Consider the following 14,787-nt stretch of genomic DNA (forward strand, 5'->3'; position numbering starts at 1 on the left):
AAACTAAAGTGAATTTATAGAGTAGTAAAAACAAAGGGTGATTTTAATTGAAAAAATTGTCATTAAAGAAGATTTTTTTAAAGAAAAAGACTGATAGGATAATTATTTTTATCATAAGTTTTATATTCATTTATTCTTTGCTGGCGTCTGGACTTACAACAAAAAAATATAATTTATCGGAAGGGGATATTGCAAAAGTTGATATAAAGGCACCTAGAGAGGCTAAAGACGAATTGTCTACTCAGACAAAAATACAGCAGGCAGTGGATGCTGTCCCTATTCAATACAACAAAAAACCTGAAGTGAAAACGGAAAGTTTAAATAAATTAAACGACTTTTTTTCTAAAGTGAACCAGTTAAGGGCTTCTCAATTAGATGAAAAAAGCAAATTGAAAAAATTAAAAAGTGAAGGCAATATAAATTTAAATGATGAGGATTACCTGAGTATAATAGGACTTAACGAGGACGAAGCAAAACAGCTTCAGGACTTTTTACAAAAAACTATAGCGGATATGTATGATAATAATAATATAAGTGATAATACCCAGAAGGATAACCAGGCAGATATTAAAAAAGCCCAGCAGAGCATACTGCTTAAAGTAAGTACTTCAAATTTCAATAAGAATTTAAGACAGTTGGCTACTGATGTAGGATTTTCTTTAATTTCACCTAATTTTTTTTATGATAAAGAGAAAACTGAGGAATTGAGGAAAGAGGCGGAGAAAAAAGTTCTGCCTGTCATGATAAAAAAGGATCAGACTATAGTAAAAGAAGGGGAACCTGTAACTAAATATCAGATAAAGATGCTGGATGATTTAGGACTTTTAGATGACAGTCCCTATTTTCAATGGCATATTTATTTCCCGTTGGCTTTATTGGTACTTTTGATATTGACTATTCAATGGGTTTATTTATATAAATATAGTAGGAAGATTTATAAAGATACCAAAATGCTTGTAATGATTGATACACTCAGCTGTTTGAGTGTGCTTTTATCTAGGACTATCGATTTGGCTTCGCCTTTTTTAATACCTCTGACATTTGTACCTATGATAATGACACTGCTCTTAGATGATAAAGTGTCATTAGCTGTAAATGTGTTGAATTGTGTTTTTATAAGTGCAGCGGTGGAATTTAGCCCGGATATAACTATAGTAGCTCTTGTAAATGCAGTAATGGGAGCTACTATACTTAAAAAAATGCAGCAGAGAAATGACATATTATTTGCTTCTCTTTACATGCTTGTCATAAATGGTATACTTACCTTCTCCATGGGGTTTTTACTCAGCAACAATATGTTGGATATAGCTAAAAAAGGTATATTTGCAGGAATTGCCAGTATAACTTCCGGAATATTGGTAATAGGATTTCTTCCTCTATTTGAGGGCGTGTTCAATATAGTTACTACTATAAAGCTTTTGGAACTTTCAAATCCCAACAATGCCCTATTAAAAAGACTTCTGATAGAAGCGCCTGGGACCTATCACCACAGTATATTAGTTGGAAATTTAGCGGAAGTGGCAGCTGAAAAAGTTGGAGGTAATCCACTTTTAGCTAGAGTTGCGGCTTATTATCATGATATAGGGAAAATAAAAAGACCATATTTTTTTAAAGAAAATCAAGTGGGAAAAGATAATCCACACAATAAATTAACTCCTAATTTGAGTACTTTGATAATAATATCTCATGTTAAAGATGGGGCGGAAATGGCTGATGAGTATAATTTGCCTAAAATAATAAAAGATATTATAGAACAACATCATGGAACATCCCTTGTGAAATATTTTTATTTGACCATGAAGAACTCATGTAAAGATCCAGAAGATGTGAATGAAGATGAATTTAGATATCCCGGCCCTATACCAGAGACTAAAGAAGCTGGTATAATAATGCTGGCCGATGGAGTGGAAGCTGCTGTAAGATCTATTAATGATACTGATAAGGGCAGGATTCAGGGAATGGTGGACAATATAATAAAGGATAGGCTGGATGCGGGTCAACTTGATAATTGCGATTTGACTTTGAAAGATATAAATAAAATAAAGAATGAATTTTTTAAAGTTTTGGTTGGAATATATCACCATAGAATAGAATATCCATCGGATAAATTTTCCGATAAAGTCATGAATAAGTTAAAACAGGAGGATAAAAAGTGATTTTTTTGGACAATAGGCAGGACAAGATAGAGATTACGAAAGAGATGGAACACAGTATTAGAGAAATTATAGAGTATGCTTTAAAAGAGGAAGAGGTAAATTTACCTTGTGAAATAAGTGTGATTTTTGTAGATAATGATCATATAAAAGATATAAATAGGGAAAATAGGAATATAGATAGAGCAACAGATGTGTTGTCTTTTCCAATGCTGGAATATCCAAAAGGCCGGGTATTTAAGGATGTGTATACCAATTACGATTTTCAGCCAAGTGACATGGATGGGGAAAATTTAGTATTGGGGGATATAGCTGTTTCTCTTGAAAAGGCAGAGGAACAGAGCAGAGAATTTTGTCATTCCTTTTTAAGAGAGGTATGCTATTTGACAGTACATTCGCTGCTTCATCTTTTGGGATATGATCATATGGAAGATGAGGACAAAAAAGTTATGAGAAGGAGAGAAGAGGAAATATTACGGGAATTTGAACTGTAAGAGATAATTTTAAATTCTGAAGTATGGTGATTGTACAATGAAAGTTAAAAAATTGTTGGATAGCTTCAATTACGCAATTGAGGGGATAATATATTCTGTTAGAACACAGAGAAATATGAAAATACATATGATAGCAGCTGTCTTAGTACTTACTATGTGTTTTTTCTATGATTTGAGCAAAATGGAGATTTTAGCTATTGTGATAACCATAAGTATGGTCATCATGGCAGAGCTTTTTAATACGGCAGTGGAATTTGCCATAGATGCCACTACCAATTATTATCATCCACTAGTTAAAATTGCAAAAAATGTTGCAGCGGGAGCAGTGCTTATTTCGGCTATAAATGCTGTAGTGGTGGGATATATAATATTTTGGGATAAATTGAAGTATATAAATTTTATGGTTATAAAAAAGGTTAAAAGTACAAATCCCTATACGATATTTATAATACTTGCCATTGTATGTATAACTACCATAATTGTAAAAGCCATTTTTGGAGAAGGTACTCCGCTTAAGGGAGGAATGCCCAGCGGACATAGTGCCATAGCTTTTTCCATAGCCACTACTATAGCTTTGATAACGGGACAGCTTGCGGTAGTTATATTGAGCTATCTCATGGCCTTTATAGTGGCTCAAAGCAGGGTGGATTCAGAAGCTCATTCTATTACAGAAGTGATTTTCGGAGCGGTATTTGGCATTTTGATAACAGTTTTTTTATTTATAATATTTGGATGAATAAGGAGAAAATTTATGTTTAAGTCAGGATTTATTACAATAATAGGAAGGCCGAACGTGGGAAAGTCAACGCTTACCAATAGAATTATGGGAGAAAAATTGTCTATTGTATCCTGTAAGCCGCAGACTACCAGGAACAATATAAATACCATTTTGACGGAAGAGGACTTCCAGTTGATTTTTGTAGATACTCCCGGTATTCATAAACCCAAGGATAAACTGGGAGATTATATGGTGAAATCTGCGGAGGATTCCATCAAGGATGTGGATCTGGTAATTTTTTTGACTACTCCCCAGGACGGGATGGGAAGAGAGGATAGATATATACTGGAAAATATAAAAACCACCAAGATACCAGTATTTTTGGTGTTGAATAAAATAGACGAAAATCCTGCTTCCAGGGTGGCAAAAACTTTAAAAAACTATTCTGAATTCTTTGATTTTCAGGAAATAATACCTGTATCTGCGTTGAAAAAGAAAAATACTGATGAATTATTGGAACTTATGGTAAAGTATATGCCGGAAGGACCTAAATATTATCCAGAAGATGTTATTACTGACAGGCAGGAAAAATTTATAGTTTCTGAAATTATAAGAGAGAAATCTCTCAGACTCCTTTCCAAGGAAGTTCCACACGGTATAGCTGTTGAAATAATATTTATGAGGAAGGATCCTAAGGGAATATACAATATAGAGGCAAATATAATTTGCGAGAAGGAATCACACAAGGGAATAATAATAGGTAAAAATGGCTCCATGTTAAAGAGGATATCCTCTTATGCGAGAGAGGATATTGAAAAATTTTTAAATTCCAGAGTATATCTGCAAGTCTGGGTAAAAGTAAGAAAAGAGTGGAGAGACAATGACAGACTGCTGAAGGAATTAGGGTATAAAAAATAAAGTGATATTTACTCAGAAGGAATGTTTTTCTCCTTAAAAAAGGATATAATATAACTTATAGACAGGGAGATGATTATCTGTCCATATTTAAAACTAGAGCTATAATAATAAAAACTCAAGATATAAAGGAATCTGACAAGTTGGTTTGGCTTTTCACTGAGAAGTTGGGTAAGGTGTCCACCATAGCTAGAGGGGCGAAAAGAAGCAGGAACTCATTGTTTTCAACTACACTTCAATTTTGTTACGGAGACTACGTTTTATACAAGGGAAAGAGTCTATATGTGATAAACGAAAGTATTTTAATAGATTCTTTTCAAGATTTATTGGACGACTTAAATGATTTAACTTATGCTTCTTATTTTTGTGAACTCATAGATATAGCCATGAGTGATGGGGAAAAAAGCGAAGAGATGTTTAAACAACTGGTTACTGCGTTTTATCTCATAAGGAGTCATGCAGTGGACATTGAAATTCTAGCCAGATCATTTGAGTTGAAAATTTTACAGGCCACAGGCTATGAGTTGAATTTTGATTACTGCTGTATATGTAGAAAAAAGATGGCTTCATTTAATTATTTCAGTTTTCAATATTCAGGAGGTGTCTGCGATAAATGTAAAAAGATCAATGGTTTGCATATAGATTATGCCACTGGCAGTGCACTTAAATATTTGTCAAAGATTTCTCTTGAAAATGTATATAAAGTTGTATTGTCTGATAAAGTAAAGAAAGAACTGTATAAGGTTTTGAACCTGGTTATTTCCCAAAATTATTTTAGGAAACCTAAAAGTCTTGACACTTTAAGGTATCTTGAAAATTTTGAGAAAAATAAAATCTAAAAGGAGAGAAAAACATGAGTGAGATAACATTGGAAAAAATTGATATTATAAGAGAGAGAACAGGGGTAAATTATTCTGAGGCAAAAGAGGCATTAGAAGTTTGTGAAGGAAATGTGGTTGATGCTCTCATATATATAGAGCAAAATAAAAAATCGGCCAAGGATAGTTTATACACCACTAAGGATGAATTTTTGGAATGGCTGAAGGATTTAGTGAAAAAAGGCAATGTAAATAGAGTAAAGATAAAAAAAGGTGATAAGGTGGTAGTTGACATTCCTGTAAATGCAGGTATTGCAGCAACTTTGACAGCTCTTGTATGGCCGCCGCTTATAGCTATAGGGATATTGACTGCAGTGATTACACAGGTGACTATAGAGATAACGAAAGATGATGGAACTGTAGAAGTGGTGAATAAGGTAATAAAAGGCGGAATGAAGAGTACTGTAAATGAAATGAAGGATAGGGTGTTTGATGCTGCATCTTCAGTTAAGGATAAATTCAAACACAAAGATGACAAGCAGGATAAAAACACATATAAATATACTGTAAAATTTGATGATATAGATGATGATGAAAATGGACAGGAGAAAGATACTGATAAGGATAAAAATTAGAATTATATAATACAATTAGTGTTAAAACATATAATGAATAGTATATAGATTTGAAATTTATTCATAATATTGGATAAAATAAAAAAACATATACTATTCATTAATATATATGTGGTATAATAATTTTGTAATATTGTAGCTTAAATACTAATGTTAAATTTCCTCTTAGTGAATATCTGCAGAAATTATTGACTTTACTACAAAGAGAGAGGGTGAATATTATTAAATTATCACCGAGACAAGAGAAAATAATAAAATTAGTAAGGGATAATGCACCCATAACAAGTGAGCAGCTCGCATCTAGATTAAATGTCACAAGGGCAGCACTTAGACCAGATCTAGCTATACTTACTATGACGGGCATATTGGAGGCAAAACCTAAGGTAGGATATATATATTCTAAAAAACCTTCCCATAGCCTTATATACGATTATATAATGAATATAAAAGTAAGCGATATAATGTCAAAACCAGTAGTAGTGGATGAGAATACTACCGTTTATGATGCCATAGTATACTTATTTTTGAATGATGTTGGCACTTTGTTTATAGAAAATAAAGGGCTTCTTATAGGTGCTGTTTCCAGGAAGGATTTTTTGAAGATAGCTATTGGAAGTACCGATATGCATAAAATACCTGTGGGAATAATAATGACCAGAATGCCAAATATAATATTTGTTGAAAAGGATGATGTTGCTTACATGGCAGCTAAAAAGATAATGGAGCATGAAGTGGATAGTTTGCCAGTGGTAGAAAAATCTCGAGACAGGTTGAATAATGAAGTGCTTAAAATTGTAGGTAAAGTTTCAAAGACAAATATAACAAGGCTTTTTGTAAAAATAGGGGAAAACAAATAGATTGGTATACGGAATAATTTATTCGTTGATGTATATATAAAACATGCTAAATTTTATAAAAAAGGGGATGTTCTATATGGCAGACAAAAAGTATGTTTATCTTTTCAATGAGGGAAATGCTGGTATGAGAAATCTACTTGGCGGAAAAGGTGCCAATTTGGCAGAGATGACAAATATCGGCATACCTGTTCCAGAGGGTTTTACCATATCTACAGAAGCTTGTACAAAATATTATAAAGACGGTAAGACCATATCCAGGGGCATTGTGGATGAAATTTATGCCGCACTTGAAAAAATTGAAAAAAAAACAGGTAAAAAATTTGGAAATATAGAAAATCCACTTTTAGTTTCTGTAAGATCAGGAGCAAGGGTTTCCATGCCTGGAATGATGGATACTATACTTAATTTAGGTTTAAACGATGACACTGTCAGGGGATTAAGTAAACTTACGGGAAATGAAAAATTTGCCTATGACTCCTATAGAAGATTTATTCAGATGTTTTCAGATGTAGTTATGGGAATTGAAAAAAGAAAATTTGAGGATATACTGGATGAAGTAAAGGAGACAAGGAATCTTGAATATGATACCGACTTAGATGCATCTGATTTAAAGGAAATAATTGTGAAATTTAAGAAAATTTACAATAGTGAAATAGGAAGTGGCTTTCCACAACAGCCTAAGGAACAATTAATACAAGCTATTACTGCTGTATTTAGGTCCTGGGATAATCCGAGAGCTATAGTGTATAGAAGATTAAACGATATTTCAAGTGAATGGGGTACGGCTGTAAATGTACAATCTATGGTATTTGGAAATATGGGAGAAACTTCAGGTACTGGTGTGGCATTTACAAGAAATCCTGCTACAGGGGAGAAGTCTATATTTGGTGAATATCTTATAAATGCGCAGGGGGAAGATGTAGTTGCAGGAATAAGAACACCACAGCCTATAACAAAGTTAAAAGAAGATCTTCCAAAATGTTATTCTCAATTTATGAATATAGCCCAGAAATTGGAAAATCACTATAAAGATATGCAGGATATGGAATTTACCATAGAACAGGGAAAATTATATTTTCTTCAAACTAGAAATGGGAAGAGAACCGCACAGTCTGCACTTAAAGTAGCAGTGGATATGGTGGGGGAAGGTCTTATCAGCAAAAAGGAGGCCATCCTTAAAGTTGAACCTAAACAACTTGACACACTGCTTCACCCGAATTTTGATAAGGATGAACTCAAGAAAGCAGCTGTAATAGCAAAGGGACTTCCGGCATCTCCGGGAGCTGCTTGTGGAAAAATATATTTTACAGCAGAGGATGCGAAAAAACATCATGATCGGGGAGAAAAAGTAATACTTGTAAGGTTAGAGACATCCCCCGAGGATATAGAAGGTATGGCAGCTTCAGAAGGAATACTTACAATAAGGGGTGGAATGACTTCTCATGCAGCTGTGGTAGCTAGGGGTATGGGAACTTGTTGCGTGGCTGGATGCGGTAATCTGATAATAGATGAAGAGACAAAGACTTTTAAAGGAGCAGGCAAGATCTATAAAGAAGGGAATTACATATCATTAGACGGAAGTACAGGAAATGTATATGGAGAGCCTATAAAAACGGTGTCACCTGAAATATCTGGATATTTTGGTACATTTATGAGCTGGGCTGATGATATAAGAAAGATGGGAGTTAGAACCAATGCTGATACTCCAAAGGATGCCAGACAGGCAGTTGAATTTGGAGCTGAGGGAATAGGACTTTGTAGGACAGAGCATATGTTCTTTGATGAGGATAGAATACCAGAAATGAGAGAGATGATAGTTTCCAAGACAGAGGAACAGAGAAGAAGAGCACTGAATAAGCTTTTACCGAGACAAAAAGAGGATTTTGTCGGTATATATGAGGCTATGGAGGGAAGACCTGTGACGATCAGATTTTTGGATCCGCCATTACATGAATTTTTGCCAACAAATACAGATGATATAAGAAATTTGGCTGCGGAAATGGGTATAGACTTCCAGGAATTGAAGGACACTATAGGATCTCTTCATGAATTCAATCCCATGATGGGACATAGGGGCTGCAGGCTTACTGTTTCCTACCCTGAAATAGCGGAAATGCAGACTAGAGCTATTATAGAGGCTGCTGTAGATGTAAAGAAGAGAAAGGGATATGATATAGTACCGGAGATAATGATACCTCTCATAGGAGAGTTAAAAGAATTGAAATATATCAAAGATACAGTTGTAAAAGTAGCAGATGAAATAATAAAAAATAGCGGAGTAGAACTAAAATATAAAGTGGGAACCATGATAGAAATTCCAAGAGCTGCACTTACTGCTGATGAAATAGCAACTGAAGCTGAGTTCTTCTCTTTTGGCACCAATGATTTGACTCAGATGACTTTTGGATTTTCAAGAGATGATTCAGGCAAGTTTTTGAACTCCTACTATGATAAGAAGATATATGAATTTGATCCATTTCAGAAAGTAGATCAAATTGGAGTAGGAAAGCTTATAGAAATGGCTGTAAAGTTAGGAAAGAAGACTAGACCTGATATACACCTTGGAGTGTGTGGCGAACATGGTGGAGATCCTTCATCTGTAGAATTTTTCCATGATGTTGGACTTGATTATGTTTCCTGTTCACCTTTTAGGGTACCTGTAGCGAGACTGGCTGCTGCCCAGGCTCAGGTGAGAAATCCGAGATAATAAAAATATCAAGCCGATCTTACCACTTTTTATGGAAAGATCGGCTTTACAAATGTTTGGATATTTATCAAATTTATAGCTTACAATTTACAGTTGATATTGAATTTTTTTTCAACGTATTTTCCAAACTCTATTGTGAATTCAAGCTGATTGATACAATTGCTGGAAGCTTTTTTTAATAAATAAAAAAAGGAATTGTGGTTACATTTTAATATATTATTGTAGTAATCTCTGGATATTTTCCAAAATTTTTGAGGAAAAGATAAATAAGAGATAATGTATTTATAGTCATCTAAAGTTAATGGAAAAATTTTTTCATATAGTTCAAGGCAGGATATAGTGCTATCTAACCTCCAGTTGGTAGTGGTTCTTTTTAAAAACCTTCTTAAAAAATAGGATATATCATGGGCACAGTAGTCCATGCTGCATTTGTCAAAATCAATTACCCAGATGTTGTCCTCTTCATCAAATATTATGTTTTTATTTACGTAATCTAAATGGCATAAGCAAGTGCTTAAATTTTTATAATCAATAGTAGAGGATATTCTGGCTGATATTTTTGCCAGTATAAAATTAATTTCAAAGTTCTGCAAAAATAGTGCAGAGAATTTATCATTATATTTGAAAGCTAAATTTGAGCAGTTTAGAAGCTGATTTAAATGTTTCTGAAAAGATATATATATATTTTCAAAGTTTACTCTTTGGGTACTCCCATCAATTGGAACAAAATTTTTACTTACACTGTGCATTTTGGATAAATTAGAAATTGCATGTAATAAGTGCTTGTTGTTGTCATAGTCACATTTGCTGCCAGTTATCCAGGGAGTCATTATAAAGAGCATTTCTTTGTAGTTTACAAATCGTTCTCTGTGAATTGTAGGCAATATTCTGGGGACTCTAATGTCATGCCTAAAAAGCCATTCTATGGCAGAGTATACAAAAAGCAAATTGCTCTCATCGAAATATACTTTTTTTAGACAATAACTTTTATTTAAATAATTTATTTTGTATACAGCTCTTTGCTTGTCTGTATCTTTGAATTTAATTCTAGATATATCTGCGTTTACCATATTATAATGGGGCAGAACGTATTTTTTTACGTTTTCTTCAGATAATAAATCCATATAAAACTCCTTAAAAGTTCTTTCTCTATAATAATATTAAAGCTTTCTTCATATTATACATTTTCACTAAAAAAAGGAGTTTTTAATGGTGGGATAGAATAAATTCATGAGGTGGTTATATGAATATAAGAGAAAAAATAGAAAACAAGGAAAAGTTGATACTAATACCTCAGGCTGCCTTTTCTGTTAAAACAATGGGGAGAAATATTAAAGAGAAAAAAGACGCTATTAGGACTGATTATATGATAGATAGGGATAGAATAATACACAGCAAGTCCTTTAGAAGACTTAAACATAAAACTCAGGTGTATATAAAAACACCGGGAGATCATTATAGAACTAGGCTTACTCATACGCTGGAAGTAAATCAGATAGGAAAGACAATAGGCAAGGGCATAGGGCTGAATGAAGATCTAATAGAAGCTATAGCTATGGGTCATGATATTGGACATGTAGCTTTTGCTCACAGCGGTGAAGAACTTCTCGATAAACTCTTGCCGGAAGGGTTCAAGCACAATGAGAACAGTGTAAGAGTGCTTACTAAAATAGAAAAATTGGGCAGGGGCCTCAATCTTACAGGAGAAGTTCTGGATGGAATACTGTATCACAGTGGTTTCACAGATAAATCAAAAGCTTGCACTCTAGAAGGACAGGTAGTTAGATATAGTGATAAAATAGCCTATGTAAATCACGATATAGATGATTCCATACGGGCTGGGATGCTGGAAGAAAAAGATATACCGGATATTGCCATAAAAGTATTGGGACGCACTAACAGTAATAGAATAGATACCCTCGTAAAGAACTGTATATATACTACTCTGAAAAATATTAAAAACGGGACGGAACAAGTAGCTCTTAGTGATGAAGTATTTAGTGCACTTCGCGTTCTTAGAAATTTCATGTTTGAAAGAATATACAAGGGAGATATATTAAAAGCTGAAAGAGATAAAGCTAAGTTTGTACTGGAACAGGTATTTAATTACTTTTTCAAATATCCAGATAAAATGCCTGAATTTTATCTGGATATTGTGAAAAGAGAAGGAGTTTACAGGGGAGTGGCGGACTATATATCTGGAATGAGTGATGATTACTGTCTTATGATGTTTCATAATATATATGTACCTAAATTTGTTATATATTAAAGAATAATTTTTACTATTATATGGGTAAAATACAATTATATAATGTAGGTAAATAATATAGAATATGCTAAAAATTAAATATTTATCTTATTGAAGGATATTTAATTTCTGTAAAGAATATATATAGTATGTCCTTACTTAATAATAAAAATTTTAGTATTAAAGAAGGAATATAGTAATTTATGTCGAATATATTTATTCTTGAACATAATAATTTAAATATATTAATTTTTAAGATAGGTGGGTTGTTTAGTGATATCGGAAGATGTCATTCAAAAGGTAAAAGATGAAAATGACATAGTGGATGTGATATCTGAAAGTGTAAAACTTAAGAGATCGGGGAGAAATTACTTGGGATTATGCCCCTTTCATCATGAAAAAACACCTTCTTTTAGTGTATCTAGAGATAAGCAAATATACAAGTGCTTTGGATGTGGAGAGGCAGGTAATGTATTTACATTTATAATGAAGTCTAAAAATTTAAATTTTCCAGAAGCAGTAAAATTACTGGCAGATAGAGTGAATATCGATATAGATTTTGACAAAGACAACGGTCTTAAAAAAAATACTTTTCAAAAACTCTACGAATTAAATGTAGCGGCTGCAAGATATTTTTTTAACTGTTTAAAAAGAGATAAAAGAGCTAAAAATTATTTATTGAATCGTGGTATAACTGAAAATACTATAAGAAGATTTGGATTGGGATATTCTGTTGACAGCTGGAATCGTATGTTAAACTTTTTGAAAAATAAAGGGTTTACGGAATTAGATATGCTTTCTGCAGGACTCATAGTTAAAAGTCAAAAAGAAAATTATTACGATAGATTTAGAAATAGGATAATTTTTCCTGTATTTAATAGTAGAGGAAAGGTAATAGGATTTGGAGGAAGGGTACTGGACGATTCAAAACCCAAGTATTTAAATTCACCGGAAACTCCTCTATTTAAAAAGGGTATAAATCTTTATGGATTGAATTTTGCAATAAAAAGTAATTTTTCAAGAGTGCTTATAATTGTAGAGGGATATATGGATTGTATAGCCCTTCATCAGTGCGGGATAACGAATGTAGTGGCTTCTTTAGGCACAGCTCTTACTGTAAGTCAAGCGAAACTTATGGCAAAATATGCAGATAAGGTTATAATATCCTATGACGCCGATACAGCTGGACAGATGGCTACAATACGTGGAATGGATATACTTAAGGATGCTGGATTAGAGGTTGAAGTACTGCAAATACCGAATGGCAAGGATCCTGACGAATTTGTCAGGAACAATGGGAGAGAGGATTTTCTAAAACTTGTGAATAAAGCTGTCCCTCTTATAGAATATAGGATTGAAAGTGTAAAGAAAAATATAAATTTTGATAGTAACGAAAGTACTGTAAGATATGTGGAGAAAGTACTTGAGATATTAACTAAAGTGGATCCTATAGAGAGGGAAGTTTATTTAAAAAAATTGTCAGAGGAAACAGGTATAAGAGATCAAGTGCTTTATGACATGTTAAATAGAGACAATGTTCAAAAAAATGTAAAAAAATATAAAAATATGAATATAGATACAGGTTTTGGACAAAAATTATATTTAGAACCAGCGTATTTAAAGGCAGAGAGAGCTCTTTTAAAATTGATTTTGGAAGATGAGAGGGCCTTTAAATATTCATTGGATAAAATGGAAGATAAGGATATCATATTGGAAAGCCATAAAAAAATATATAAGTATATAGTGGAAAATATGGAGTATGATGTAAAAAAGAGAAAAACGCAGATAGAGGCAAGGTGTAATGACATCGATACATCCAAAGAATGGGTAAAAATTATGGATACTGAAGTTCTATATGATAATTATGATTATAAAAGTCTGGTAGATAATTTTGTAAACAAGATTAAAAAACATAGATTAGAGGAATCTGAAGATCACATTATCAGTAAAATAAAAGAATATGAGTCTGTAGGAAGATTAAAGGAGTCTTTAGAATTGGCACAAAGGTTAATTGAAATACAGAAAAGGATTGGTGAAATGCAGTAATGGTTAAAGGAGGCAAGAAAATGAAGGATAAAAGTTCAAAGATACAGCTAGTCAAGAAACTTATAGAAAAGGGAAAGAAAAATGGAACTTTAACTTATAAAGAAATAATGGACGAATTGGAAGAGGTGGACTTAAGTCCTGAGCAGATAGAAAAAATATATGAAACACTTGAATCTATAGGTGTAGAAGTAACTGGAGATTTAAATGAAACGGATACGAATGAAAAAAATTTGGATTTGTCAGTTCCAGAAGGTGTAGCTATAGATGATCCGGTTAGGATGTATTTAAAAGAGATAGGGAAGGTTTCACTGCTCTTGCCAGAAGAAGAAGTATCTCTTGCTAAGAGAATAGAAGCAGGGGATCAAACAGCTAAAAAGAAACTGGCAGAGGCCAATTTAAGATTAGTAGTAAGCATAGCAAAAAGATATGTAGGCAGGGGAATGCTGTTTTTGGATCTAATCCAGGAGGGAAACCTTGGACTTATAAAAGCGGTAGAAAAATTTGACTATAGAAAAGGCTATAAATTCAGTACCTATGCTACTTGGTGGATAAGGCAAGCCATTACAAGGGCAATTGCGGATCAAGCTAGGACTATAAGAATACCTGTTCATATGGTGGAGACAATAAATAAACTTATCAGGGTTTCCAGACAATTGCTTCAGGAATTGGGAAGAGATCCTCACCCTGAGGAGGTAGCTGAGATAATGGAGATGCCTGTAGATAAAGTTAGAGAAATTATGAAAATAGCACAGGAGCCTGTATCCCTTGAGACACCTATTGGAGAAGAGGAAGATAGCCATCTTGGAGATTTCATACCGGATGATGAAGCACCTGCACCGGCAGAGGCAGCGGCTTTCACAATGCTTAAGGAACAGCTTATAAATGTACTTGACACTCTAACTCCCAGAGAAGAAAAGGTGCTGAGATTGAGATTTGGATTAGACGATGGAAGAGCAAGAACTTTGGAAGAGGTTGGAAAAGAATTCAATGTAACTAGAGAGAGAATAAGGCAAATTGAAGCGAAGGCCCTTAGAAAACTAAGGCATCCAAGTAGAAGTAAAAAATTAAAGGACTATTTAGATTAAAGCACCAGTCAAAGGTGCTTTCACTGTTTTCAGACTAGAAATTAGGATATATGAATACTGTGACTGTTAACTATTCATTTTTAGCCCTGAATTTTATGATATAATTATTGA

Annotated in this window: 12 protein-coding genes; 11 read left to right on the forward strand and 1 reads right to left on the reverse strand. The window is 33.4% G+C overall.

Features of this window, described 5'->3' with window-relative positions; genetic code table 11:
• The first annotated feature begins 47 nt into the window (after positions 1-47).
• From ACFHWD_RS10865 to ppdK, 8 genes are all read left to right on the forward strand, one after another.
• A complete protein-coding gene (locus tag ACFHWD_RS10865; protein WP_179976977.1) occupies positions 48-2,156 on the forward strand; it encodes an HD family phosphohydrolase in 2,109 nt (702 codons plus the stop codon).
• Positions 2,153-2,647 carry an rRNA maturation RNase YbeY gene (gene ybeY, locus ACFHWD_RS10870; protein WP_378061841.1) on the forward strand — a complete coding sequence of 165 codons (495 nt, stop codon included), beginning with the start codon at positions 2,153-2,155 and terminating at the stop codon, positions 2,645-2,647. Before ACFHWD_RS10865 ends, ybeY begins: the two co-directional genes overlap by 4 nt.
• 37 nt (positions 2,648-2,684) lie before the next feature.
• A complete protein-coding gene (locus ACFHWD_RS10875) occupies positions 2,685-3,383 on the forward strand; it encodes a diacylglycerol kinase (RefSeq protein WP_150357227.1) in 699 nt (232 codons plus the stop codon).
• A 15-nt stretch (positions 3,384-3,398) separates the two neighbouring features.
• Positions 3,399-4,283, forward strand: coding sequence for a GTPase Era (era, locus tag ACFHWD_RS10880; protein WP_378061843.1), 885 nt, complete (start codon positions 3,399-3,401; stop codon positions 4,281-4,283).
• A 50-nt stretch (positions 4,284-4,333) separates the two neighbouring features.
• On the forward strand, positions 4,334-5,119 hold the full coding sequence (recO, locus tag ACFHWD_RS10885) for a DNA repair protein RecO (RefSeq protein ID WP_229981110.1): 786 nt from the start codon (positions 4,334-4,336) through the stop codon (positions 5,117-5,119).
• Between the two features lie 14 nt (positions 5,120-5,133).
• Positions 5,134-5,733, forward strand: a complete 600-nt coding sequence (locus tag ACFHWD_RS10890; RefSeq protein ID WP_150357230.1) for a DUF4342 domain-containing protein — start codon at positions 5,134-5,136, stop codon at positions 5,731-5,733.
• 212 nt (positions 5,734-5,945) lie between these two features.
• Complete coding sequence (locus tag ACFHWD_RS10895) at positions 5,946-6,590, forward strand: helix-turn-helix transcriptional regulator (RefSeq protein ID WP_150357231.1); 645 nt, start codon at positions 5,946-5,948, stop codon at positions 6,588-6,590.
• 76 nt (positions 6,591-6,666) lie between these two features.
• Complete coding sequence (gene ppdK / locus ACFHWD_RS10900) at positions 6,667-9,297, forward strand: pyruvate, phosphate dikinase (protein WP_378061846.1); 2,631 nt, start codon at positions 6,667-6,669, stop codon at positions 9,295-9,297.
• Positions 9,298-9,377: 80 nt separating this feature from the next.
• Here ppdK and ACFHWD_RS10905 read toward each other — a convergent pair whose 3' ends face one another.
• On the reverse strand, positions 9,378-10,421 hold the full coding sequence (locus ACFHWD_RS10905; RefSeq protein ID WP_179976980.1) for a CotS family spore coat protein: 1,044 nt from the start codon (positions 10,419-10,421) through the stop codon (positions 9,378-9,380).
• 119 nt (positions 10,422-10,540) lie between these two features.
• Between ACFHWD_RS10905 and ACFHWD_RS10910 the strand changes: the two genes are divergently transcribed.
• The 3 genes from ACFHWD_RS10910 to rpoD all read left to right on the forward strand — a co-directional run bounded on the left by ACFHWD_RS10910 (position 10,541) and on the right by rpoD (position 14,676).
• Positions 10,541-11,566, forward strand: coding sequence for a deoxyguanosinetriphosphate triphosphohydrolase (locus tag ACFHWD_RS10910; protein WP_150357234.1), 1,026 nt, complete (start codon positions 10,541-10,543; stop codon positions 11,564-11,566).
• A 240-nt stretch (positions 11,567-11,806) separates the two neighbouring features.
• On the forward strand, positions 11,807-13,591 hold the full coding sequence (dnaG, locus tag ACFHWD_RS10915; protein WP_179976981.1) for a DNA primase: 1,785 nt from the start codon (positions 11,807-11,809) through the stop codon (positions 13,589-13,591).
• Positions 13,591-14,676, forward strand: coding sequence for an RNA polymerase sigma factor RpoD (rpoD, locus tag ACFHWD_RS10920; RefSeq protein WP_150357236.1), 1,086 nt, complete (start codon positions 13,591-13,593; stop codon positions 14,674-14,676). Before dnaG ends, rpoD begins: the two co-directional genes overlap by 1 nt.
• The last annotated feature ends 111 nt before the right edge of the window (positions 14,677-14,787 follow it).

The sequence above is a fragment of the Clostridium sp. MT-14 genome (genome assembly GCF_042436595.1).
In the GTDB taxonomy this organism is placed as follows: Bacteria; Bacillota; Clostridia; order Clostridiales; family Clostridiaceae; genus Clostridium_B; species Clostridium_B aromativorans.

Coding starts and splice junctions, on each gene's coding strand:
- ppdK (WP_378061846.1), top strand. CDS start 6,667: ATGGCAGACAAAAAGTATGTTTATCTTTTCAATGAGGGAAATGCTGGT.
- ACFHWD_RS10910 (WP_150357234.1), top strand. CDS start 10,541: ATGAATATAAGAGAAAAAATAGAAAACAAGGAAAAGTTGATACTAATA.
- era (WP_378061843.1), top strand. CDS start 3,399: ATGTTTAAGTCAGGATTTATTACAATAATAGGAAGGCCGAACGTGGGA.
- ACFHWD_RS10905 (WP_179976980.1), bottom strand. CDS start 10,421: ATGGATTTATTATCTGAAGAAAACGTAAAAAAATACGTTCTGCCCCAT.
- ACFHWD_RS10875 (WP_150357227.1), top strand. CDS start 2,685: ATGAAAGTTAAAAAATTGTTGGATAGCTTCAATTACGCAATTGAGGGG.
- ACFHWD_RS10890 (WP_150357230.1), top strand. CDS start 5,134: ATGAGTGAGATAACATTGGAAAAAATTGATATTATAAGAGAGAGAACA.
- rpoD (WP_150357236.1), top strand. CDS start 13,591: ATGGTTAAAGGAGGCAAGAAAATGAAGGATAAAAGTTCAAAGATACAG.